General features: G+C 73.0%; 18 protein-coding genes. 9 read left to right on the top strand and 9 right to left on the bottom strand.

The genetic code is table 11. The annotated features are described in order from the left end of the window. Positions 1 to 115: 115 nt before the first annotated feature. Positions 116 to 1,366 (bottom strand): CaiB/BaiF CoA transferase family protein, encoded by a 1,251-nt coding sequence (locus tag I6A81_RS36685; protein ID WP_203003223.1) that lies wholly within the window; start codon positions 1,364 to 1,366, stop codon positions 116 to 118. A gap of 723 nt (positions 1,367 to 2,089) precedes the next feature. Here I6A81_RS36685 and I6A81_RS36690 point away from each other — a divergent pair. Next, positions 2,090 to 3,319 (top strand): RCC1 domain-containing protein, encoded by a 1,230-nt coding sequence (locus tag I6A81_RS36690; protein WP_203003208.1) that lies wholly within the window; start codon positions 2,090 to 2,092, stop codon positions 3,317 to 3,319. 87 nt (positions 3,320 to 3,406) lie between these two features. On the opposite strand, the gene I6A81_RS36695 is transcribed toward I6A81_RS36690, so the two are convergent. Beyond that, complete coding sequence (locus tag I6A81_RS36695) at positions 3,407 to 3,856, bottom strand: VOC family protein (RefSeq protein WP_203003209.1); 450 nt, start codon at positions 3,854 to 3,856, stop codon at positions 3,407 to 3,409. Positions 3,857 to 4,015: 159 nt separating this feature from the next. Here I6A81_RS36695 and I6A81_RS36700 point away from each other — a divergent pair, with 159 nt between their 5' ends. Together I6A81_RS36700 and I6A81_RS36705 are read left to right on the top strand one after the other, a co-directional pair. Beyond that, positions 4,016 to 5,233 carry a cytochrome P450 gene (locus I6A81_RS36700; RefSeq protein WP_203003210.1) on the top strand — a complete coding sequence of 406 codons (1,218 nt, stop codon included), beginning with the start codon at positions 4,016 to 4,018 and terminating at the stop codon, positions 5,231 to 5,233. A 221-nt stretch (positions 5,234 to 5,454) separates the two neighbouring features. Continuing rightward, positions 5,455 to 6,081 (top strand): TetR/AcrR family transcriptional regulator, encoded by a 627-nt coding sequence (locus I6A81_RS36705; protein WP_307875159.1) that lies wholly within the window; start codon positions 5,455 to 5,457, stop codon positions 6,079 to 6,081. A gap of 404 nt (positions 6,082 to 6,485) precedes the next feature. Here the strand turns inward: I6A81_RS36705 and I6A81_RS36710 are convergent, their stop codons facing one another. After that, positions 6,486 to 6,674 carry a ferredoxin gene (locus I6A81_RS36710; RefSeq protein WP_203003211.1) on the bottom strand — a complete coding sequence of 63 codons (189 nt, stop codon included), beginning with the start codon at positions 6,672 to 6,674 and terminating at the stop codon, positions 6,486 to 6,488. Between the two features lie 136 nt (positions 6,675 to 6,810). Beyond that, positions 6,811 to 7,626, bottom strand: a complete 816-nt coding sequence (locus I6A81_RS36715) for an SDR family NAD(P)-dependent oxidoreductase (protein WP_203003212.1) — start codon at positions 7,624 to 7,626, stop codon at positions 6,811 to 6,813. 304 nt (positions 7,627 to 7,930) lie between these two features. Between I6A81_RS36715 and I6A81_RS36720 the strand changes: the two genes are divergently transcribed. From I6A81_RS36720 to I6A81_RS36735, 4 genes are all read left to right on the top strand, one after another. Next, entirely contained in the window at positions 7,931 to 9,007 is a 1,077-nt protein-coding gene (locus tag I6A81_RS36720; RefSeq protein ID WP_203003225.1) for a Zn-dependent alcohol dehydrogenase, read from the top strand. A 163-nt stretch (positions 9,008 to 9,170) separates the two neighbouring features. Then, a complete protein-coding gene (locus tag I6A81_RS36725; protein WP_203003213.1) occupies positions 9,171 to 10,421 on the top strand; it encodes an amidohydrolase family protein in 1,251 nt (416 codons plus the stop codon). Continuing rightward, a complete protein-coding gene (locus I6A81_RS36730; protein ID WP_238441593.1) occupies positions 10,418 to 12,997 on the top strand; it encodes a hypothetical protein in 2,580 nt (859 codons plus the stop codon). Before I6A81_RS36725 ends, I6A81_RS36730 begins: the two co-directional genes overlap by 4 nt. Continuing rightward, positions 12,994 to 13,557, top strand: a complete 564-nt coding sequence (locus I6A81_RS36735; RefSeq protein WP_203005916.1) for a DUF5313 family protein — start codon at positions 12,994 to 12,996, stop codon at positions 13,555 to 13,557. The genes I6A81_RS36730 and I6A81_RS36735 overlap by 4 nt, the downstream gene beginning before the upstream one ends. On the opposite strand, the gene I6A81_RS36740 is transcribed toward I6A81_RS36735, so the two are convergent. Then, a complete protein-coding gene (locus tag I6A81_RS36740) occupies positions 13,554 to 13,994 on the bottom strand; it encodes a gamma-glutamylcyclotransferase (protein WP_203005917.1) in 441 nt (146 codons plus the stop codon). The genes I6A81_RS36735 and I6A81_RS36740 overlap by 4 nt on opposite strands. Before the next feature lie 670 nt (positions 13,995 to 14,664). Here I6A81_RS36740 and I6A81_RS36745 point away from each other — a divergent pair. Further along, a complete protein-coding gene (locus I6A81_RS36745) occupies positions 14,665 to 16,113 on the top strand; it encodes an NAD(P)H-quinone dehydrogenase (protein ID WP_203005918.1) in 1,449 nt (482 codons plus the stop codon). Positions 16,114 to 16,170: 57 nt separating this feature from the next. Here I6A81_RS36745 and I6A81_RS36750 read toward each other — a convergent pair whose 3' ends face one another. The 4 genes from I6A81_RS36750 to I6A81_RS36765 all read right to left on the bottom strand — a co-directional run bounded on the left by I6A81_RS36750 (position 16,171) and on the right by I6A81_RS36765 (position 22,004). After that, the gene (locus I6A81_RS36750) at positions 16,171 to 17,616 is read right to left on the bottom strand and encodes an amidohydrolase (protein WP_238430288.1); all 1,446 of its coding nucleotides are present in this window, start codon (positions 17,614 to 17,616) and stop codon (positions 16,171 to 16,173) included. A gap of 286 nt (positions 17,617 to 17,902) precedes the next feature. Further along, entirely contained in the window at positions 17,903 to 19,042 is a 1,140-nt protein-coding gene (locus tag I6A81_RS36755) for a glutamate--cysteine ligase (protein ID WP_203005919.1), read from the bottom strand. Between the two features lie 519 nt (positions 19,043 to 19,561). Continuing rightward, on the bottom strand, positions 19,562 to 21,355 hold the full coding sequence (aspS, locus tag I6A81_RS36760) for an aspartate--tRNA ligase (protein ID WP_203005920.1): 1,794 nt from the start codon (positions 21,353 to 21,355) through the stop codon (positions 19,562 to 19,564). Between the two features lie 262 nt (positions 21,356 to 21,617). Beyond that, entirely contained in the window at positions 21,618 to 22,004 is a 387-nt protein-coding gene (locus I6A81_RS36765; RefSeq protein ID WP_203005921.1) for a hypothetical protein, read from the bottom strand. Positions 22,005 to 22,263: 259 nt separating this feature from the next. Between I6A81_RS36765 and I6A81_RS36770 the strand changes: the two genes are divergently transcribed. Continuing rightward, the gene (locus tag I6A81_RS36770; protein WP_203005922.1) at positions 22,264 to 23,859 is read left to right on the top strand and encodes an alkaline phosphatase D family protein; all 1,596 of its coding nucleotides are present in this window, start codon (positions 22,264 to 22,266) and stop codon (positions 23,857 to 23,859) included. Positions 23,860 to 23,942: the final 83 nt, after the last annotated feature.

Consider the following 23,942-nt stretch of genomic DNA (forward strand, 5'->3'; position numbering starts at 1 on the left):
TTCGTCGACGTAGACGGTGTCCGGCAGCGACGGGTCCTTGGTGGAGGTCGACGCCCACAGCGGCCGCTGCGGGCGGGGGGGGGGGGGGGGGCCGGGGGCCCCCCCCCGCCCCGCCTCACTCGACGCCGCCAGCCTGGCGCGCGGCGCCGGCGGCGAGCAGGACGTCCACCTCGGCCTCGGCGAAGCCCCAGGCGAGCAGGGCGGCCCGGGTGTGCTCGCCGGCCGAGGTGGGCCGCCCCGCCGGGCCGGCCGGGGTCCGGCTGAACCGGGGCGCGGGCGCCGGCTGCACCACACCGTCGACCTCGACGAACGTGCCGCGAGCGACGTTGTGCGGGTGGCGGGCCGCCTCGGCGGGCGTCAGCACCGGGGTGAAGCAGGTGTCGGTGCCCTCGAGCAGCTTCGACCACTCGTCCAGCGTCCTGGTCCGGAAGACGGCGGCCAGCCGCTCCTTCGTCGCTGGCCACGTCGCCGGGTCGCTCTGCTGCCGGATCAGATCCTTGTCCTCGCCGTCCTCGAGGCCGATCAGCGCGAGCAGCCGGGCGTAGAACTGGTGCTCGCCGGCGCCGACGGCCACATGCCGGCCGTCGGCCGTCTCGTAGACGTTGTAGAACGGCGCCGCCAGCCCCAGGATGTTCGAGCCCGGGTCGGCCGACCAGCTGCCCTCGGCGCGCATCCCGTGCAGCAGGGTGGTCAGCAGCGCCACCCCGTCGACCATCGCCGCGTCGACCACCTGGCCGCGGCCCGAGACGGCCCGCTCGACCAGGGCCGCCAGCACCCCGACCACCAGCAGCATGCCGCCGCCGCCGTAGTCGCCGAGCAGGTTCAGCGGCGGAGCGGGTGGCTGGCCCGGCCGGCGCAGCGGCTCGAGCGCCCCGGCGAGCGCCACGTAGTTGATGTCATGACCGGGAGCCTTCGCGTACGGCCCGTCCTGGCCGAACCCCGTCATCCGGGCGTACACCAGCCGTGGGTTGCGCCCCAGGCACATGTCCGGCCCCAGCCCGAGCCGCTCGGCGACCCCAGGGCGGAACCCCTCGACCAGCACGTCGGCCGCGTCGACGAGCCGCAGCGCCGCCGCGACGCCGTCCGGGTGCTTGAGGTCCAGCGCCACCGACGGCCGTCCCCGCGTCACCAGGTCGAACCGCCGGTGCCCCCGCAGCGCCCGCTCGGTGGCGCTCTCGTCGTCGCCCGCCGCCACGTCCTCGACCCGGGCGACCCGCACGACATCGGCCCCGAGATCGGCCAGCACCATCACCCCGAACGGCCCGGGCCCCCGCCCCGCCAGCTCGACGACCCGGACCCCCGCCAGCGGCCCGCGCCGCGCCGCCGCGCCGTTCCCGTCGTCCTCGCCATCTGAAGCGCCAGCCAGGTTGTTCGATGCGATCGCCACGGCAGGGGAGTGTACGCTCACTCATCTCGTGGCGCTCGCGCGAGCGGCCACCGGGCGAGGCGCGACCGAGCCGCCCGGACACCGTCCCAGCCGGTCGCCGCGCGTCATGGCTCGTGGGCTTTCGCCCATGATCCCAGGGGCCGTGGTGGCGAATGTGGCCGTACTCGCCACCACGGGGCATGCCCGGATCTCATGCGTGGACGCCGGGGCCCTCACGGCAGGCATCGGGGACGGGGAGCCGGCCGACCAGGTGTGGCAGGCCCGGGCGCGGCAGGTCCAGGCGCCCGGCGCGCCGCGGCGCCCGGGCAGGCGGGCATCGGATCGGAGGGCGGTTCACGGGCGCCAGGGCTTCTCCGTGGCCGTGATGAGCTTTCCCATGAGCCGTCGGCGAATACGCGCCAGGCGCGGCGCGACGATTCAGGCGAGCAGTCGACCGCGCGACAGGTCGTTCACACGGTGACGCGTCGACGACATGGCAGGTACAGCGTCCGTACTGGTCGAGGACCGCGCGGGCCGCGCATCCTCGATCGCGGGGCTGATATTGGTCGGCCTTCGCCCGAACAGTGCGCATCTGATTTCCACGCGAGTCGCTCAGGAATTTCCTGGCCATATTCGACGACGGGCTGGTCTTTTCGCGCGCCGTGGGTGACGAGAACCGGACGGGTAATACCCCTCCGAACCTGGTGAAAGGAATGTTCGACGATGAGCATTCGAAGGTCGGCCCCCGGCCCGATCACCCGGCGCCCGGCGCGGCCCGGTCGCGCGGCGCGGCGGGCGGCGGCGGTTCTGGCCACCGTCGCGGTCACGGCGGTGGTGGCGCCGGTGGCACCCGCCGTCGCCGGGTCGCGGCCGAGCATCCCGGACCACGGCGCCGCGGTGTCCTGGGGATTCAACGAGCTTGGCCAGCTCGGGGACGGGACGCTGACGTCCCGCGCGGTCCCCGGCCCGGTGCTCGGACTGACCGACGGCGTCGTCCAGGTGGAGACCGAGGGATACCACAGCGTCGCGCTGGACTCCGCCGGCGCCGTGTGGACCTGGGGGAGCAACGACGGCGGACAGCTGGGCGACGGGACGCTCGACGGCCGGACCACGCCGTTCAAGGTGGTCGGTCTCGACAACGTCGTCCAGGTCGCCGCCGGCTACTGGCACACGCTGGCGCTGCGCGCCGACGGCACCGTCTGGCAGTGGGGATCGCACGCCGAGTGGGTCGCTGGCGGGGGCTTCGGCGACATCATCCCCACGCCCGAGCAGGTGCCGGGCCTGAAGAACGTGCGGCAGATCGCGGCCGGCGGGAATCACGACCTCGCGCTGAGGAACGACGGCACCGTCTGGACGTGGGGCTCGAACGGCGCGGGCGAGTTGGGGGACGGCACGTTCACCCGCAGCCGCGTGCCCGTCCAGGTGCCGGGTCTCACCGACGTCACCCGGGTCGACGGCGGCGCCCAGCACAGCATGACGCTGCGCGCGGACGGCACGGTCTGGACCTGGGGCTCGAACAGCTGTGGGCGGCTGGGCAACGGGTCCACGAGGTTCTTCAGCGAGACGCCCGTGCTGGTCAGCGCGCTGGACAACGTGGTCGCCATCTCCGCCGGCGGCCGGCACGACCTGGCGGTCGTCGGCCGCGAGGGCACGCGGGGCCAGGTGCTCGCCTGGGGCTGCAACGAGCGGGGCCAGCTGGGCACCGGCACGACGACCAGCAGCGCCCGGCCGGTGACTGTGTACGGCCTGCCCGCCGACGTCGTCGAGGTGTCCACCGGCCTCAACCACAGCTTCGCGTTGCGTGCCGACGGAACGCTGCTCTCCTGGGGCGCGAACTCGAAGGGGCAGCTCGGGGTCGGCTTCATCTCGCCCTACGCGTCGACCCCGTACACGGTCGGGTCCGGGTTCCGGCACGTCGCGGGCGGCCAGGAGAGCACCCTGGCGACGAGGTAGCTGGAGCCCACGAACCGCCCGGTGAACCCGGAGTCACCGGCCCAGCCGCCTGACCCCGGCTGGGCCCGTGCCCTGGCCCGGCCCGGGTCAGGACGGGGCCTGGAGGCGGGCCTGGTAGTGAGGGCGGCCCGCGGAGTCGATGAGTTCCAGGCGGAAGCCGTCCTCGCGGATCAGGTAGGCGAACAGGGTGGGGCGGCCCTGGGCGTCGGGGCTGGTCATCTCCAGGCGCCAGCCCTCGGCCGCGAGGCGGGCCACGTCGGTTGCCAGGTCGTCGGTCCAGTAGGCGAAGTGGTGCAGGCGGGGCCCAGCGCTCTCCCAGATCGTGCCCGGCCTGCCCTCGATGAGGTCGAGGTGGATCGGGCCCTGCCGGGAGACGCAGGAGATCGGGCGGGGCTGGGGGACGCCGTCGACGGTGTGGAACACCCCCTCGCCGGCCGTCGGCGTCGTCCAGGTGACGCCGAGGGCGTCGGCGAGCGCGAGCATCGAGGCGCCGAGGTCGTCGGTGGTGATGCCGATGTGGAAGGGCACCGCGTCCATGTCCACTCCCGGGTGGTCCACTCCTGGGTGCCAGATGCCGCGGCCGTTGACCGTTCCGAAACCACGGCGATATTTTCCTGGCGTCGAACGCAAGGCTACCCTTGCTTCCGCTCGGGGGTGGCCTTCGCCGCGGGGAACGCTCCGACGCCGGGAGGCCGGATGGCCACGCACCAGACCTCGAACCCTCCGACCTCGACGTTTGACCACCTCTCGCCCGCGGTCCACGGGCCGGCCTACTGGGACGCGATCCGCGAGCTGGCGAGCCTTGGGCCGCTGACCTGGGTGGAAAGCCAGGGCGGCTACTGGGCGGCGACCTCCTGCGACCTGGTGCTGCGGATCGCGCAGGACTGGGCGACGTTCACCTCCACCCAGGGGGTGTCGATCACCCGGCCCGGCTTCGACCTCATGCCCCAGCTGGTGCCGATCGAGCTCGACCCTCCCCGCCAGCGCGCCTATCGACGGCAGGTCAACCCGCACCTGACGGTGAAGTCGCTCGACCATCTGGCCGGCCCGATCCGCGACATAGCCGACGAGCTGATCGACACGTTCGTCGACGCGGGACGATGCGACCTGGCCGTCGACTTCGCGCGCAAGCTTCCCGGCACGGTCCTGTTCCGGCTGCTCTTCCACGCCACCGACGAGGACTTCCACGCGGTCGAGCCCGCCGCCCGCCTCGTCAGCTTCGAGTCGGACCCGGCGAAGACCGCCGCGGGCGCCGCCACGTTGCGGGCCTGGGCCGCGAGCGCCTTCGCGAGCCGGGCAGGAGCGGACGGCCCGACCGCCGAGCATGGCGCGGACGTCGTCGACGCCGTGCGCTGCCTGGGCGACACCGGCGAGACGTTCGTGGACCACGAGTTCCTCTCCGGGCTGCAGCTGCTGATCCAGGGCGGGATCGGCACCTCGGCGAGCGCCATCGCCGCGACCGCGCGCGTCCTCGCCGAGCGTCCGGACCTGCAGGCCCTGGTCCGCGCCGACCGCGCGCTGGTGCCGGCGCTGGTGGAGGAATGCCTGCGGCTGGAGACCCCGCTGCCGCTGATGTTCCGCACCGCGACCCGGGACGTCGAGGTCGCCGGCCGCTCGATCAGGGCGGGCGACAAGGTTGGCCTGTTCTTCGGCGCGGCGAACCGCGACCCGGAGGTGTTCGAACGGCCCGACGACGTCATTCTGAACCGGCCACGCAACCGGCACCTGACGTTCGGCGCCGGGCCGCACCGCTGCGTCGGCTCGAACCTCGCCCGTCTGCAGATCCGGGTGGCGGTGCGGCGCCTGCTGGAGCGGCTCGGCCCGTTCCACATCCCCGCCGGGGCCGAGGTCACCTACTTCAGCCTGCAGGCCCGCGGCCCGGCGTCCGTCCCACTCGTGTTCGAGCCCGCCTGACGCCGGCCGACCGGCGGGACCTACGGAACCGGGGAGGACCAACGGAACCGGCCGGTCGGCGGGACGGTTGGACGGACGGACCGATCGGATCAGTCGTTCGGTGGGCCGTCCGTTTCGGGCCCAACGCCTGGCTGGTTGGGCGGTTGGTTGGTCGGGTGGGCGAGTGGCGCGGGCCCGCGCCGTCGACGGGGAGCGTCGCGCGGCCTGCGTACGCTGGCGCCGTGACCACCAACGAGCGGTCGGCCAGCCACGGGCCGCGGCCGGTGAGCGCCGGGCCGCGGCGGACGACCCGGGACCGGATCCTCGACGCGGCGATGGACCTGTTCGCCGAGGTGGGGTTCAGCGGCGCGACCATCAGCGAGGTCGAGCGGCGGGTGGGTCTCGCGGCCGGCACGGGCAGCCTGTACCGGCACTTCCCGTCGAAGGAGGCGCTGCTCAAGGCGGCGGTGGAGCGGGAGGTCACCCGGCTGCGCGACGAGATGGCGGTCGGGCGGGCGGCGCTGCCGCGCTCGGCCGACCCCGCCGAGCACCGCCTGCGGCTCTACGAGCAGCTGCTCGCCGACATCCGCCGCTTCGACCGGCTGTTCCGGCTGATGCTCAACGAGGGTGAGCGCATCCCGGAACTACGGGAGGCCATCTGGGCGGCACTGCGCCGGCCGGTCCCCACCGATCCCCGGGAGGAGGACGTGGTGGACGCGATCGCGGTGACCGCCCTCGGCGGCTACCACCTTTTCTCGACGATGCAGGGCCGGCCCTTCAACGGCGTCGCTCAGGACCAGTTCCTGCGCACCCTCGTCGACCTCACCCGCGCGTCCGCATGGGAGGGCGCCTCGCCCGCCGCCGACTGACGGGAAACCTCGTGACCGGTGAGCGGGGCGGCCCTGGCGGGCGGCTGGTCATGACCTGTGGGGTGTTCGACCATGATCCCAGAAGTCATGGTGCCGAATATCTCCTCGTTGGGCGCCATGGCCCATGGACCGATCCCAGGACTGGCCAGCCATCAGCGGTTTTCCGTCGCCCCGCGTGGCCGGCCAACGCCGGCCCTCGGAACCATGGGGCGCGTCCCGGGCCCTGGCACCAACCAGGCCCCACCCGTCGCCGTGCTCGACATGATCTCGACTTCCGCGCTCTCTGGTGGTCGTGGACCGGTCGGGCCGCGACCACCAGAGAACACAGCTGGTGATCATGCGTGACGGGCCGGCGCCGGGCGGCCGGCCGTCTGGAGGGCCGATCGTCCAGAAGATCCGATCGTCTAGAAGATTTGAATGGCGCGCTCGGGGCAGTTGTCGGCGGCCTCGCGGGTCTTCGCCTCGAACTGGGCCGGAACCTCGGGGACCGACACGAAGCCGTGTCCCTCCTCGTCGAGCTCGAAGACCTCCGGGCAGATGTCCCAGCAGCGGGCGTGCCCCTGGCACAGGTTGGCGTCGACCTCGGCCTTCATGGGTGGTCTCCTTCGCTCGCGAACCGCTCTGTGTCGTTTCCAGGGCTGCCGGCTTCGGGCTGCCGGCCCAGGTACAGCGGGATCCCAGCGTTGTGGGTTCCGGTGCCGCGGGGTCTCTGCGCCGCGGCGGGCCAGGCTAGAACGTAGCGGACAGTGCCCACGGCCCGTCGGGGAAGGGACGGTCGAGCAGGTCCATGCTGTAGACGATTCTCCCGGTGGCCTCGCCGGGGGCGGTGGCGCACAGCCGCAGCGCGGCCAGAGCCATGGCGTCGTCCGGTTCCACCGGCGCGTTGTCGGGCGTGTGCGGGGCGACGACGGCGACGCCGGGCGTCATCACCAGGCCGGCGGTGCCGAGCGCGTTCACGCTGACGCCGGTGCCCTCCAGCTCGGCCGCGAGCCCGGTGGACAGCCGGTCCAGCGCGCTCTTGCACATGCCGTAGGGGACGCAGCCGTCGCGCGCCCAGTCGGGGTAGGGCGGGCCCAGTGGGTGGCGGGCCTGCTTGGAGGTGATGTTCACGATCCAGCCCTGGCCGCGGTCGACCATCCCGGGCACGGCCAGCTGGCAGAGCCGGAAGGGGGTGTGCACCATCATCCGGAACATCAGCTCGTAGCGCCTGGGCGTGATGTCCAGCGCCGGGCCGTAGAAGTTGACCCCCGCGTTGTTGACGAGGATGTCGACCGGGCCGAGCGCCTCCTCGGCGCGGGCCACCACCGTCTCGACGTCCGCGGGCACGGTGAGGTCGGCCTGGATGGCGACCGCCCGGCCGCCGCCGGCGCCGATGCGCTCGACCAGCTCCGAGATCGAGCCGGGGAGCGCGGACGTGCCCGGCTCGAGGGTGCGGGCGACGAGCGCGACCGCCGCGCCCTCGGCGGCGAACAGCTCGGCGATGTGCGCGCCGATACCGCGGCTCGCGCCGGTGATGACCGCGACGCGGCCAGCCAGGGAACCCACATGGACCTCGCGCTCGACTCGGCGGGCCGGCGGGCTGGGCCCAGGGCTGGTCCGCGCCCGCCAGCGGGGCTTCATACTAACAGAGCGTTCACATACTTACTCCTTTCGGCGCGTTGCTGCCAGGCGTGCCCACATCGGGGCCGTGTCAAGGCCCCTTGGCCCGACCAGAGTCGCTTGTTAAGTGAGCGGTTACTGAGCTAGTGTCCTGCCACCAGCCGGTCCTGGGTCTCCTTGCCGCGCCGCCCGCCGGCGGCGGCGAGGTACCGGTCAGGCAGCGTCGCCGCACGGACGGGAGATGTCGCGTATGAGGGTCGCCGTCGCCTACGAGGCTGGCAAACCGCTCGTCATGGAGGATCTCCCGGTTCCCGCCGTCGGCCCGCGCGATGTGCTGGTACGCATCACCGCCAGCGGCATCTGCCATACGGACATCAACGTCATCGAGGGCCGGTCGGCGCTGAAGCTGCCGATCGTCCCGGGCCACGAGGCGACCGGCCTCGTCGAGGAGGTCGGCGCGGACGTCCGCCGGGTCCGGCCCGGCCAGCGGGTGCTTGCCTCCGTCTCGCCCGCCTGTGGCTCCTGCTGGTGGTGCGTCAACGGGATGTCCAACCACTGCGAGCGCGGCCCGCTCGTGCAGACGGCGGCGCGTTTCGACCTGCCTGACGGCCAGACGGCCCGCGCCGTCTGCGGCTGCGGCTCGTTCGCCGAGGCGATGGTCGTCGACGAGGCCAGCGTGGTCGCGGTCGAGACCGACCTGCCCGACGAGCAGCTGGCGCTGCTCGGCTGCGGCGTCACCACGGGCGTCGGCGCGGCTCTCAACACCGCCCAGGTGACCCCCGGGTCGAGCGTCGCGGTGATCGGCTGCGGCGGCGTCGGGCAGTCCGTCATCCAGGGCGCGCGGATCGCCGGCGCGGCCATGATCATAGCGATCGACCCGGCGCCGGCGCGCCGCGACGCCGCGGTGCGCGCCGGCGCGACCCACACCGTCGACCCGACGGCCGCCGACCCGGTCGAGCAGGTCAAGGCGCTCACGCAGGGGCGCGGCGCCGAGTACGGTTTCGAGGTCGTCGGCTTCCCCGAGCTGATGGAGCAGGCGTTCGCGCTGACGCGGATGGAGGGGACGGTGACGCTCGTCGGGATGCCGGCCGTGGGCGCCACGATCACCCTGCCGGCGATCGGCGCGGTGTTCTCCGGCAAGAAGCTGGTCGGTTCGCCCGTCGGCGGCTCGCAGATCCTGCGTGACTTCCCGCGCTTCATCCGGCTCGCCGAGAGCGGCCGGCTCGATCTCGGGCAGATGGTCTCCCAGCGGATCAAGCTGGAGGAGATCAACGAGGGCATCCGGCTGACCGCGGGCGCCGAGGGCACGCGCACGGTCATCGTCTGATCGGGACGAGGCCCGATCGGGACGAGGTCTGAACAGGACGAGGTCTGAACGGGGCGAGGTCTGGAAGGGGCGAGCCGCGGCGGCCCGCGGGCGGGCTGACGACGGCTCGCGGCGGCCCGACCTGGCACGCGGGCCTGGCAGGCGGCCTGACAAGGAGGAGCGCATGACCGCGCGGACACTGATCAGGAACGCTCGGGTGCTCGCCTGCACCGGCGACGCGAGCGAACGGCCGTTCGACGGCGACATCCTCATCGAAGGTGCTCGGGTCGAGCTGGTGACGCCCGGCCGCCTCGACCCGGACGCGGTGTCGGCCAGGGTCGTGGACGTGCGCGGGGCAACCGTCCTGCCGGGTCTCGGCGACGCGCACACGCACATCAGCTGGCCGCTCGACTTCGTCTTCGACCACGCCGGCGTGGCCGCGTCGCCGCCGGCGGAGCACGCGATGGACGTCGCCGCCGTCGCGCGCACGTTCCTGGAGAGCGGCTACACGCTCATCGTGAGCGCGAGCGTCCTGCAGCCACAGGACGACGTGGTCGCGCGCGACGCGATCGAGCGCGGCCTGATCCCCGGGCCGCGGATCGTGCCGGGCAACCTGCTGGTGACCTCACCCGGGGCGATCAGCGACGGCACCCCCATGTCCGTGGTCGCGGCCGACGCCCGCGAACTGCGCGAGATCGTCGCCCGCCAGTGCGACGCCGGCGCGCGAGCGATCAAGCTGTTCATCTCCGGCGACGGCATAGTGCCCGAGTTCCCGTCCGACGACGTGTACATGAACGACGAGATGCTCGAGGCCGCCGTCGACGAGGCGGCGAGGCACGACGCCTTCATCACGGTGCACGCCCGCGGGTCGGCGAGCGTCGCGATGGCCGCGCGCACCGGCGTGCGGCTCATCCACCACGCCTGCTTTCTCGACGACGAGGCGCTGCGCGCCCTGGAGGCCCGCCGCGACGACGTCTGGGTGTGCCCAGGGCTGCATTACCTGTACGCGGTCGTCAACGGCCATGCCGAGCCGTGGGGCGTCACTCAGGAGAAGATCGAGCTGTCCGGCTACCGCGACGAGCTCAAGGCCCAGATCGAAGGCTTAACGCGGTTGCGAGCGTCCGGGATCCGGATCGTCGCCGGCGGCGACTTCGGCCACCAGTGGACGAAGCACGGCACCTACGCGGCGGAACTCGAACGCTACGTCGAGCTGGTCGGCATGACGCCCGCCGAGGCCGTCCACACCGCCACCCGGGACATGGGCCCGCTCGTGGGCCTGGAAACGGGCCAGATCCGTCCGGGCTACCTCGCGGACCTGCTGGTCGTCGACGGCGACCCCACCGAGGACATCTCCGTCCTGCGCGACCCGGCCCGCCGCCGGCTGGTCTTCAAGGACGGCCAGGTCGCCTACGTCAACCCCTTGGTCTACCCATGAGCGGGGCCACCGACAAGCACGCCGCCGGAGCCGGGGCCGCCGAGCCGGGCCCGACGGCGTCGGCGCCCGCCGCCGAGCCCGCGCTGCTCTCCGGCGTCGAGGCGCTCGCCCGGCTGCTGGTCGTGCGGGCCGAGCTGGACGCGCGCGACGGACTCACGACGGCGACCATGGTCTCCGGCTACCCCGGCTCGCCGCTCGGCACCTTCGACCTCACGATCGACCGCTCCGCCGCCCTGCTCACCGAGCATCGGGTGCGCCACCGCCCCGGCCTCAACGAGGAGCTCGCGGCCGCCATCGTCTGGGGCAGCCAGATGGGCGCCGGCCGGTCGCTGGTCGCGCCCCGAGACGGCGCGGCGAGCCCCGGCGCGGCGAGCCCCGGTGGGCCCAGCCCGGCTGACGTCGGCGCCGTCGCGGACGGCGGCGCGCTCGACGGCGTGGTGGGGGCCTGGTACGGCAAGACGCCGGGCCTGGACCGCTGCGGCGACGTCCTCAAGCACGCCGGCGCGATGGGCACCGGCCCGAACGGCGGCGTCGTGATGTTCTGTGGCGACGACCCGTCGGCCAAGTCGTCCACGCTCGCCTGCGACAGCCAGTACGCCTTCGAGGACGCCTGCGTCCCGGTGCTCGTCCCCGGTGACCAGCAGGACATCCTCGACCTTGGCATCCACGCCTTCCGGATGTCGCGCTACAGCGGCGCCTGGGCCGGCCTGAAGATCGTCACATCGGTCGCCGACGGCATCGGCACCGTCGACGCGGGCGTCGGCCGGCACACGCCGAGCGACCCGGACGACTTCGCGATCGACGGCCAGAAGTGGCGGCACATCCCGTCGACCGCCGTCGGCCCGCACAACTCCCCGGATCAGGAGGAGCAGGTCCTCGACCTGCGGCTGCGCGCCGCCGAGGCCTACGCTCGGCACAACCGCCTCGACCGGGTCGTCGGCGCCGCGCCCGGCGCGCGCCTCGGCGTCATCTGCGCCGGCAAGACGTACTTCGACGTCGTCCAGGCGTTCGCCGACCTCGGCCTCGGCGTCGAGGCGATCGCCGACGCCGGGGTGCGGGTGCTCCGGCTCGCTGTCACCTACCCGCTGGGCCGGGAGACCGTCACCGAGTTCGCCCGGTCCGTCGACGAGATCCTCGTCATCGAGGAGAAGCGCCCGTTCGTCGAGACCCAGCTGCGCGCGATCCTGCACGAGGCAGGACTGGCGACTCCGGTGACCGGCAAGCGCGACCGGGCCGGGCGCCCGCTCGTCGCCGTCTCCGGCGAGCTCGACGCGGCGAAGGTGGCGGCCGTCCTGACCAGGACGCTGCCCGACCTGGCCGCCGCGAAGGCGGCCGTCACGTCGGCGAACCGCGGCTCGAGCGGCTCGCCGGCCCGCCGCCCGCTGCCGCTCGTCACCGTGGGGGCGCCGACGGGCTTGGCGTCGCCGAAGCCCGTCATCACGCTGCCGCTCGTCGACCTGCCCGCGCGCCCGCCGGGTTTCTGCAGCGGCTGCCCGCACAACCGCTCGACGGTCTTCCCCGACGGCGCGCTGGTCGGCGGCGGGGTCGGCTGCCACGGGATCATGTACTTCGAGGCCCGCCACCTGGGCATGAAGAGCCTGCCCCCGACGCCGATGGGCGCCGAGGGCGTGCCGTGGCTCGGGCTCGCGCCGTTCGTCGACGAGCCGCACCTGATTCAGAACCTCGGCGACGGAACGCTGTCGCACTCGGGCATCCTCGCGATCCGCGCGAGCGTCGCCGGCGGCGTCAACGTCACCTTCAAGATCCTCTACAACGCCGCCGTCGCGATGACCGGCGGGCAGGACGTCGTCGGGCTCATGGACGTCCCGGCGATGACCCGGGCGCTGGAGGCCGAGGGTGTCGCGCGGATCGTCGTCTGCGCCGAGGACCCGAAGCACTACGGCCGCCGCGCCCGGTTCGCCCCTGGGGTGCGGGTCCTCGACCGAGAGCGGCTCGCCGACGTCCAGGAGGAGCTGCGCACCGTCCCCGGGGTGACGGTCGTCATCTATGACCAGCGCTGCGCGGCCGAGGCGCGCCGGCTGCGCAAGCGCGGCCTGCTGCCCGAGCCGCCGCGCCGCGTCGTCATCAACGAGGCGGTGTGCGAGGGCTGCGCGGACTGCTCGGTCAAGAGCAACTGCCTGTCGGTGCTGCCGCACCACACCGAGTTCGGCGAGAAGCGCCGCGTCGACGACCTGTCCTGCAACCGCGACTACACCTGCCTCGAGGGCGACTGCCCGTCGTTCGTCACGATCACGCCACGGGAGCCGGGCCCGCTCGCCCGGCTCGGCGCCGGGCGGGGGGGGGGCCCCCGCCCCCCCCCCCCCGCCCCCCCGCCCCCCCCCCCCCCCCCCCCCCCCCCCCCCCCCCCCCCCCCCCCCACGGCCGGTGCCTGGGGCCGCCGCTGCTGGCCCGCGGGGCTGGCGTTCCGCGGGCCAGAGCCTCGCTCGCGGCCCGCGGACGGCTCGGGCCACGGCGACGGCACCACACGCCCGAGCCCGGCGCGGCGGGCCGACCCGAGGCCGACGTCACTCCCCCAACGCGCGCGTCCGGCGCGGTTCGTAGGCTCGACCGTATGAACGGTGCCAAGGAGATCGCGACGGGCGACGGCGATCTGGCGACGGCGGGCCCGGCGGGCCCCACCGAGGCGGGCGGGTCCGGCCAGACGGCGCGGCCGGGGCCCTCCGCGCCCGCTGGTGGTGTGGAGCGGCCGCCGCTCGCGGGGCGGATCTCGTACCTGTTCGGCGGCGCCCTGCCGGCCCCGTACCGCGCCTGGGTCCAGGCCGACCTGACCGGGCCTGGGTGGCGTCGGCGGCAGGCGCTGCGACCGGCGCTGACGATGCTGCCGTTCGCGATCGTCTTCGCGCTGCTGCCCGGCCCGGTCGGCACCCGGCTGATGCTGGTCGGCTTCCTGCTGGTGGCCGCGGCCGCGCTGGGCGTCGCCCTGTCCTCGCACTTCCGCGACCGGCGGCTCGTCCAGCACGGCTTCCCGCCGGTAGAGAAGATCAACAAAGAGGACACGGACGACCCGGGCGCCTCGCCGGACCCGCCGGCGGCGGCCGGCCCGGCGGCCCGGCCCGCCGGGGAGCCGGCGGCGCCCGGCTACGACCCCGACGACCCCGACGGCATCAACGCCTAGGCGGTCGGGCGGGAGCGCAGTTCCGCGACGTAGTCGGCGGGGGCGCCGCCCTTCTCCGCGCCGTCGGCGATGGAGGCCAGGTGACGGGGCGAGGGCAGCCCGCCCTCGTAGGCGTTGAGCACATAGGTCCACGCGAGCACGTCGCCGTCCAGGGTGGACAGCCGGACCCGGATCCGGGTGTAGAGACCGGTGTCCGCGCCCTCCCAGACGTCGAGCCTCTCCAGGTCGTAGCGGTCGAGGTCGTAGAGCATCACGTACACCCGGCCGTCCACCTGCGGGACGATCGTCGCGAGCGCGCCGTCCCAGCCGAGGTTCTCGCCGCCGAAGGCCAGCCGCCAGCCGCTGAGCCAGCCGGTCCCGGTCACCGGCGAATGCGGAGCGCGCTCCTTCATCTTCGCCGGGTCGAGATTGCTGGCATACGCTGCGTACAGGTTCATATCGGCTCTCTCACTCCATCGTCCGAGCCTGGCGGGCGCGGGGCGGTGCTCGGCCAGTTGCTCACGCACCGGGTTCCGGGAACGGGGACACCGCTCCCGACCGGGCATCGCGGCTCCCGGGTGACCGGCCAACGGTCAGTAACCAGGACAAGCCACTGGTGTTGATGCCCGGAGCACGTGACGGCGGGGCCGGTTCGCCTCGCCATTATGCGACCGATGGCACGGTTGATCACACTGGCCTTTCCGTAGACGCTGGCCACACTGGCTAAGCATGGCGACACCGGGGAATGGGCGTGTCAGGCGGTCGGCCTTTCCGCTCGTGCTCCGCGCGTCGTCCGCTCACGGTTCGTTCGCCGAGCGCTCACCGTGCGCTTACTCCGCGCGAGCGAGCCGGCCGGCCACCGCCTGATGGTGGCCCGTCAGCCGGCCGCCGGCCGCGGGACGGGACGCGCCGGCTACGGGGCGCCGGTGACGGCCAGGCAGGATGGAGGACTGACGACCGTGTGGGCGGGCCGCCGACGAGGGGTCCCCACGCCGGCCGCGCGACGGGCGTCCGCCGCGCCACCGGCCGCGGCGGGCGTGGGGACGCGGCGTGCGACCACGGTGAGACGGCACGAACTCGACACGGCAAGGACGCGGCGTGGCAGGCACTAGGAGCAAGGAGGGGGCCGTGAGCCGGATCGTCATCCTCGGCGGAGGCCCCGGCGGGTATGAGGCGGCCCTGGTCGCGGCGTCCCTCGGGGCGGCGGTGACGCTTGTCGACTCGGACGGGGTCGGCGGCGCCTGCGTGCTCACCGACTGCGTGCCGTCCAAGACGCTGATCGCGACCTCCGAGACGATGACCTCGGTGGCGGCCGCGCCGGCCCTCGGCGTGATCCGCCGCGGCCAGCCGGCCCGCCCGGCCGGCACCTGGGAAGGCAGCGGGCCGCATCTCACCCCGCCGGAGGTGCTCACGGTCGAGGCGAAGCGGGTCAACAGCCGGGTGCTGGAGCTCGCGGCGGCCCAGTCGCGCGACATCGAGGCCCGGCTGGCGCGGGAGAAGGTCAACGTCGTCCACGCCAAGGGCCGGCTCGTCGGCCCGCAGGCGGTCGAGACCGACCAGGGCGACTGCTTCGTCGGCGACGTGGTGCTCATCGCGACCGGGGCGTCCCCGCGCGACCTGGCGACGGCCGAGCCGGACGGCGAGCGGATCCTGACCTGGCAGCAGCTCTACGAGCTTCCGGAGATCCCCGAGCACCTGGTCGTGGTCGGATCCGGAGTCACCGGCGCCGAGTTCGCCAGCGCCTACCGGGCGCTGGGCGCGGCCGTGACCCTGGTCTCGTCGCGCGAGCGGGTGCTGCCCGGCGAGGACCCGGACGCGGCGATGGTGATCGAGGACGTTTTCCGGCGGCGTGGCATCGAGGTGCTCAACCGGTCCCGGGCGGCCTCGGTGCGCCGCATCGGCGACGGCGTGCTCGTCGAGCTGACCGACGGGCGCACGGTGACCGGCTCGCACGCGCTGATGGCGGTCGGCTCGGTGCCGCGGACCAAGGGCATCGGGCTCACGGAGGTCGGGATCCGGCTCGGCTCCGGCGGGCACGTGGTGGTCGACCGGATGTCGCGGACGTCGGTGCCCGGCGTGTACGCCGCCGGCGACTGCACCGGGGTACTGCCGCTGGCGTCCGTCGCCGCCATGCAGGGCCGGATCGCGATGTGGCACGCGCTCGGCGAGTCGGTGACGCCGCTGCGCCTCGGCACGGTGTCATCGAACATCTTCACCGAACCGGAGATCGCCACCGTCGGCGTCACCCAGCGCATGAAGGACTCCGGCACGATCGCCGCCGAGGTGATCACGCTGCCGCTGGCCCGCAACCCGCGGGCGAAGATGCTCGGCATCACCGACGGCTTCGTGAAGCTGTTCTGCCGGCCGGGCAGCGGCAGCGTGCTCGGCGGCGTCGTGGTCGCGCCCCGCGCCTCCGAGCTGATCCTGTCGATCTCGCTCGCGGTCGCCAACGGCCTGACGGCCGAGCAGCTCGCGCACACCTTCGCGATCTACCCGTCGCTGTCCGGCTCGATCACGGAGGTCGCCCGGATGATGCGCTCCGAGGACCTGTTCGCGGACTTCGAGGACACCCTGTGACGGCGCGCCCTGGGAGGCGTCTGCCTCCCAGGGCGGCCCCGGCTCGGCCGGGAAGGGTCAGCGGGCGAGACGGGTGAGGGCCTCGACGGCGGCGCCGGCCAGCAGGCGGGTGCCGACGACGATGGCGCCCTCGTCGGGGGCGTAGTCGCCCTGGTGCAGGTCGTAGACCGGTCCGCCGGGGGTACGGGTGCCGAGCCGGGCCAGCGCGCCGGGCACGTGGGTGAGGTACCAGCCGAAGTCCTCGCCGCCGAGCGACTGGGCCACCGTCGCCACGGCGTCGTGCCCGAACGCCGCGGCGACGGTGGCGTCGAACACGTCGACCATGTCGGCGGTGTTCACGACCGGCGGCACGCCCCGGCGGTAGTCCACCAGGATGTCGGCCCCGAACGGCGCGACGAGCTGGTGGGCCAGCTGCTCGATGAGCTCCGGCGCCGTCTCCCAGGTCTCGCGCGACAGGGTGCGCACCGTGCCGCGCAGTTGCCCGGTGCGCGGAATCGCGTTCGGCACGGACCCGGCCTGCACCTGGCCCCAGACCAGCGCGAGCGCCGAGCGCGGGTCGATCCGCCGGTTCAGCGCCGCCGGCAGCTGGGTGATGAGCGCGCCCATGGCGTAGACCAGGTCAACCGTGTTCTGCGGCCGGGAGGTGTGCCCACCGGGGCCGGCGAGCGTGATCTCCACCAGGTCGGCGGCGGAGGTGATGGGGCCGGGGCGCAGGCCGATGGTGCCGACCTCGAGGGCCGGGTCGCAGTGCACGGTCAGGGCGGCGTCGACCGGCTTGAGCACGCCCGCGTCGATGACCTCCAGCGCGCCGCCGGGCATCGTCTCCTCGGCCGGCTGGAACACCAGCCGCACGGTGCCCGGCAGCGGGTACACGCGGGCGTAGGCGGCGAGCGCGAGGCCGGCGCCGAGCACGGTGGTGGTGTGGATGTCGTGCCCGCAGGCGTGGCAGACACCGGGGATGGTGGACGCGTAGGGCACGTCCTTGGCGTCCTGCAGCGGCAGCGCGTCCATGTCGGCGCGCAGCATCACGACCGGCGCGTCGGTCGGGGTCCCCGCCGGATCGGCGACAGGGTTCCTGCCGGATCGGCGAAGCCGATCTGGGAGGTCAGCGATCCGGGAGGTTCGGGCCGCGTCGCCGGGGCCGCCGGTGGCGATGTCACACCACATGCCCGGGATGTCGGGAAGCGGGCGGGGCACCAGCCCGGCGGCGGTGAGCCGCTCGGCGATCCGGCCGGCCGTCCGGTGCTCCTTGCGGCCGAGCTCGGGGTGCATGTGCAGGTCGCGGCGGAACGCGACCAGTTCGTCCTCGTGCCGCGCGCACCAGTCCCGGACGAAGCCGGCCAGGTCGGCGACCCGGGCCGCTGTGCCCCCCGGCCCGCCCGGCCGCGCGGCCGGCCTGGCCCGGGGGGCTGATTCCGCGGGCTCCACGTCATCCGCCGCGGCGTCAGCCGACATCACCGCATCGGCCGACGCCACCGGCACCACACTCACGTTGTCCGACATCCCGAAAACGAACCTTCCCCCGGCGACTACCGGATTGTCCGTAAGACGAACACCGGTTTGTCTTCCAGGTCGCGTCTTACTGGACCTGGCCCGCTACGCCGGGGTAAAACCCGACATCGGGATCCGGGGGAACCGTCCCCGGGCAGACGCCACGAGCTACCAGGGTCGCCGACCATGCGCCGGCTCCGTCGATGCGCCGAACGGGGCGCCGTGGTCTGGCGCCCCCGCGCGGGCGAACCGGCGAGGACCCCGCGGTCGCGGGGCTGCCCACCTCGACTAGAGCCGGCTAGACGAGTCGACCGGTGTTCATTTCCTCTAGCAGAGTATCGACGACATGACTAAGATCGCCTCCGGCCCGCCGAGCGACGGACCGCTGGCGCTCGTAACTGGCGCCGGCATTCATGATCGCCGGGATGTCCGAGAGCTCGGCGGCGCAGCCGAGCCGGTGGGCGACGGGCAGGAGGTCGTCCACCAGGTCCGCGAGCTCCGCCCGGACCGGGCGGGTGTTCCCTCGTTCGTCCACCAGGATCTCGGCGTCCAGGCCGTAGCGGGCGGCGCGCCACTTGTTCTCCTGGACGACCCAGCGTCGCGGGACGGGCAGGGTGTAGCCGCGGTCGAGCTGGGTGTTCATCTGGTCGACGAGGCACTGCGCGAGCGCCGCGACCGCTCCGACCTCCTGCAAGGTCGGCAGGCCGTCGCAGATGCGCAGCTCGACGGTGCCGAAGTTCGGGTGCGGCCGGATGTCCCACCACACCTCGCGGATCGACTCGATCGTTCCCGACGTGACCAAAGTCTCCATGAACCGCTCAAACTGCGGCCAGTCGGTCAGCTGATACGGCAGACCGGCCGTCGGCAGGCTCTCGAAGATCTTCGAGCGACTGGAGGCGAGCCCGGTGTCTCGACCGAGCCAGTAGGGCGAGGACGCCGACAAAGCCAAGAAGTGCGGGATGAAGCTCATCAGGGCGTTAACGATCGGGAACGCCTTGTCCTTCGAGCGAACGCCGACATGGACATGCACGCCGAAGATCAGCAGGCGGCGCGCGAGCCACTGCATGTTGTCCACGAGCCGGTAGTAACGATCGTTCACGCTGACGGCCTGCGCGTTGTACTCGCTGATTGGGTGGGTACCGCTGCACATCAACCCGATCCCGCGCCGTTCGGCGAGACCACGCAGAACGTCGATGGTCCCGGTCAGATCGGCGAGTGCCTGCGGCACGGAGTCGCAGACGCCGGTAATGACCTCAATGGTCGACTCGAACAGTTCGTGCTTGGCCTTGGCGGCGTCCTGGTCGCCGACCTTGGCCGCGAACTCCTCGAGGATCTCGGTGGCGGCGCCGCGCAGTTGACGGGTCTGGAGGTCGACCAGCTCCAGCTCCCATTCGATGCCAAGGCTGGTGCGTGGCGACGCCGAGAAGGGAATGTGCACCCTGCTTCCTCCTGCGAAGTCAGCGGCTGTCGGGAGCCTGGCGCAGGACGCGCCAGGCAGCCCTCACGAGGTCGGAGATCCCCCCATCACGTTGTGGGAGCAGGCAGGCGGTCATGGCGCGTCGATGGGCATGACGCCGAGGCGGATGCCTAGGGCATCCGCGTAGGAGCACGCGTCCTCGCTGATCCGCTGACATAGACCATCGAGGACCCGGCGGACGCGCATCGGCGGCCAGGCAACGTCGGTCCGTTCGGCCCGGCTGCCGGCGGATTACCCGCCTGAACCGTCGATACGCCCGAGAGCGGTCAGACACCACCCCCGCTGAGGTAACGGTAGGTCGCTTCGGCCCCCCTTCGGGCGGGAATTCCCGAAAGGAGGTCCAAGCTAAGGACCTTCGCCCGGGAGGCCGCGAGACACCCTCGCATGGCCATCTCAGCCGAAAAGTGAGCTATCCCCCGGAAGGGTTCCTAAACCCGGAGACGCCCCCTTGGGGGAAGAAGCGACCTCGTAGGCGTCCGTCTAGGCGGGCGGCGGGGGGGCGATCACGCGGACGCCGAGCTCGCGCAGCTGCCGCTCGTCCACGCGGGTGGGCGCGCCGGTCATCGGGTCGAGGCCGGACTGGGTCTTCGGGAACGCGATGACCTCACGGATGTTGTCCTCGCCGGCGAGGATCGCGACCAGCCGGTCGATGCCGAACGCGAAGCCGCCGTGCGGGGGCGCGCCGTAGCCGAACGGGGTGAGGAAGAACCCGAACCGGGCGTTCGCCTCCTCGGGGCTGATCCCGAGCAGGCCGAAGATCCGCTGCTGCAGCTCGGGCTCGTGGATCCGGATCGAGCCGGAGCCGAGCTCCCACCCGTTGAGCACCAGGTCGTAGGCCCTGCTGCGGACCTCCAGCGGGTCGGACTCCAGCTTGTCCACGTCGTCCGGGTGCGGCCGGGTGAACGGGTGATGCCCCGGCTTGGGCCGTCCGGTCTCCTTGTCGACACCGACGAACAGCGGGAAGTCGACCACCCAGACGAAGCGGAAGCCGCCCTCGCCCGCCGGCGGGCGGCCGAGGGAGTTGCGCAGCTGGCCCAGCACCTCGCAGGCGGTCATCCACTCGTCGGCGACCAGCAGCAGCAGGTCCCCCTCGGCGGCACCGGTGGCCGAGACGATCCCGGACAGCTCCCCGGCGGACAGGAACTTGGCCACCGGCGACTCGAGCGCGCCGCCCGCGCCCACGCGCATCCAGACCAGGCCCTTGGCGCCGAGCTTCTTCGCCGTGTCGGTGAGGGTGTCCAGCGCCTTGCGGTTGTGCGACGCCGAGCCGCCCGGCACCCTGATGCCCTTGACGGCGCCCGCGCCCGCGAACGCCTTGAAGCCGCTGCCGGCGAAGACGCCGGTGAGCTCGACCAGCTCCATGCCGAACCGCAGGTCGGGCTTGTCGACGCCATAGCGGTCCATCGCCTCGTGCCAGGTCATCGTCACGACCGGCGGCACCGGGCCCTCGGTGACCGCCCCGGTCGCGGCCAGCACGGCGGCGGTGATGACGTCGAGCACGTCCTGCTGGTCGACGAAGCTCATCTCCAGGTCGAGCTGGGTGAACTCGTACTGCCGGTCGGCGCGCAGGTCCTCGTCGCGCAGGCAGCGGGCGAACTGGAAATACCGGTCCAGCCCGCCGACCATCAGCAGCTGCTTGAACAACTGCGGCGACTGCGGCAGCGCGTAGAAGCTGCCGGGGAACTGCCGGGACGGCACGATGAACTCGCGCGCGCCCTCCGGCGTCGACGGCATCAGCAGCGGCGTCTCGACCTCGGCGAACCCGAGCGGGCCGAGCGCGCCCCGGATCGCGGCCAGCGCCGCCGAACGGACCCGCAGGTTGCGCTGCATCCGCTCGCGGCGCAGGTCGAGGTAGCGGTAGGCGAGCCGGGTCGACTCGTCGACGTTGTCCGCCCGGTCGTCGAGCGGGAAGGGCGGGGGCTTGGCGACCGAGAGCACCTCGACCTTGCAGTCGCGCAGCTCGATCTCACCGGTCGCGAGCTGGGGGTTCACCGTGCCCTCGGGCCGCTCGGCGACCGTCCCGGTGATCTTCAACACATACTCGGACCGGACGTCGACCGTCCCGTCGACCACGCACTGCACGACACCCGAGTAGTCCCGCAGGTCCAGGAACTGCAGCGACTGCCCGTGCTGGCGCCGGTGCGCCACCCATCCGCACACCGTCACGGACTCGCCGGCGTCGGCCAGCCGCAGATCCCCGCACCGATGCGTCCGCATCGCGGTCCGCCGGACCTGAACCGTCCCCGGCGCGCTGTGCCCGTCTGCCGTTGCCATCGCCATGCCGTCCTGTTCACCACTCGGGTCACGCCCACCGTCTGTCCAGACAGCGGGACAAGGCACACACCGCTGGGCAGCGCCACGACCAGATGCCCTATACGGAGCCAAGCTCCGCATGCCGTCGTGCGGCACACCGGTACCCGGTACACCGGCACACCCGACCCTACCGGCCCGGGAGATCGGCCCCAGATTTGGCAGACCATGCGCGTCACGGGTGACGCGCTCGGTCTGCCGGTCGAGGAGACCGGCGCCGAAAGCGCTACCGGCGCAGGGCCTTGATGAAGCGGCTGACCTCGGAACGAATCGCGGCGGAGACCCTGAGGACCTGCGGGCCGGCGGGGGTCGCCAGGTTCACCCGGATGAGGTCGCCGTGCTTGACGCCCTGGGAGGCGGTCACCTCGCGACGGTCCCAGACGATGTCGAACCAGTCGCCCTCGCGCGGGAACGGCGCGATGACGAGCAGCCGGCGGCTGGTCAGCAGGATCCACCGGGACATGCCGAGCCGGTGGCCGATGAACCGCTCGGCCTTGGCGGTCAGCGCGCCCGGCCCCGCCGGGTCGGTCAGCCGCCCGCGCAGCACCACCTCGGTGAACTCCCCCGGTTCCAGAGGCACGTCGGGCGGGCGCGAGTGACGCGGGATGGCCACCCCACCAGTCTGCCCCTTCGACGCCCTGGGGCGCCCGTGAGGCCGGCCGCGGCGGGGTCGCCCGGCCCCTGGTCAGCGTGGCGGGCGGCCATCGGTCTGGAGGCGGCGCCGGAGGCCAGGAGGCGGCCAACGTTCATCGGTCCGTCGGGGCACGGACCGGCCGCGGTCAGCCGCCTGCACCAGCCTGTCCGGGCGGGGTTCGTGGGGACGTGTCCCCACGAGGGGGCCTTACCAGGACGACAGGACGAAAGGAGCTGCGATGTCGCAGCTGCCAGGCACTCCCAGCGTCAGCCGCCGAAACCTGCTCCGGGGCGGCGTCGTGCTCGGCGCGCTCGGCGCGACGGGCACGCTGCCGGCCGTGGCGGCCCAGGCCAGCGGCGGCCAGGGCTTCGGCGGGCAGGTCTTCGGTGACCGGCCGGCATTCACCTCCGGCGTGCAGTCCGCGGACGTGACCAGCCGCGGCGGGCTCATCTGGGCGCGGGCCGACCGCGCCGCCGAGATGGTCGTCGAGGTGTCGACCCGGCCGGACTTCAAGTCGGTCCGCCGCGCCGGGGTGCGCAAGCTGACCGCGGCCCGCGACTTCACCGGGGTGGTCGAACTGAACGGGCTGCCGGCGGGCAGCGAGGTCTACTACCGGGTGCGGCTGAACGCGGCGGACAACCCGTCGCGCGCCGGCGCGACGCTGACCGGCAGGCTGAACACGGCGCCCGAGAAGCCGTCCGACGTCTCGTTCGTCTGGACCGGCGACGTCGCCGGCCAGGGCTGGGGCATCAACCCCGAATTCGGCGGCATGAAGATCTTCGAGGCGATGCGCAAGGTCCGCCCGGACTTCGCGCTGTCCTCCGGCGACAACATCTACGCCGATGGCCCGCTTGCCGAGACGGTGGCCCTGCCCGACGGGAGCGTCTGGCGCAACCTCGTCGTCCCGGAGAAGCTCAAGGTCGCCGAGACGCTGGCCGAATACCGGGGCAACTTCCGGTACAACCTGCTCGACGAGAACTTCAAGCGGCTCAACAGCGAGGTCTCCTGGATCTACCAGTGGGACGACCACGAGACGGTCAACAACTGGTACCCGGGCGAGATCCTCAACGACGCGCGTTACACCGAGAAGCGCGTCGACGTGCTGGCCGCCAACGCGCGGCGTGCGTTCCTCGAATACGCCCCGATCAGCACGGCGAGCCCCGACGGCGGCGGCCGGATCTACCGCAAGATCTCCTACGGCCCGACGCTGGACGTGTTCGTCCTCGACATGCGCAGCTACAAGAACCCCAACAACCAGGCCCAGCGCGACCCGGCCGGCGCGGCGATCCTCGGCGCGGAGCAGAGCCAGTGGCTGATCCGCGAGCTTGACCGCAGCAAGGCGACCTGGAAGGTCATCGCCGCCGACCTGCCCATCGGCCTGATCGTCCCGGACGGCGCCGACGTCGAGGCCGTCGCGCAGGGCGACGGTGGCGCGCCGCTCGGCCGCGAGGTCGAGATCGCCCGGGTACTGTCGTCGATCAAGAAAAACAAGGTCCGCAACACGGTGTGGATCACCGCCGACGTGCACTACACGGCGGCGCACCACTACAGCCCCGACCGCGCGGCGTTCAAGGACTTCGACCCGTTCTGGGAGTTCGTGGCCGGCCCGGCGAACGCCGGCACCTTCGGCCCGAACACCCTCGAGTCGACCTTCGGCCCCGAGGCGGTCTTCGTGAAGGCCCCGCCGGCCGGCCAGGTCAACCTGTCGCCGAAGTCCGGCCTGCAGTTCTTCGGCCGGATCGCCATCGACGGCTCGTCGCGGGCGCTCACGGTCGAGCTCGTCGACCTGGCGGGCACCGTCGTCTGGTCGAAGCGGCTGCCGGCCGCCCGGTAGCCGCTCGCGGCCCGCGCCCGCCGGCGCGGGAAGACCGCCCACGCCAGCACGGCGTCGCCGGTGCCCTGTCACTTATACACAAC

This window comes from Frankia nepalensis (assembly GCF_016786325.1).
Lineage (GTDB): Bacteria > Actinomycetota > Actinomycetes > Frankiales > Frankiaceae > Pseudofrankia > Pseudofrankia nepalensis.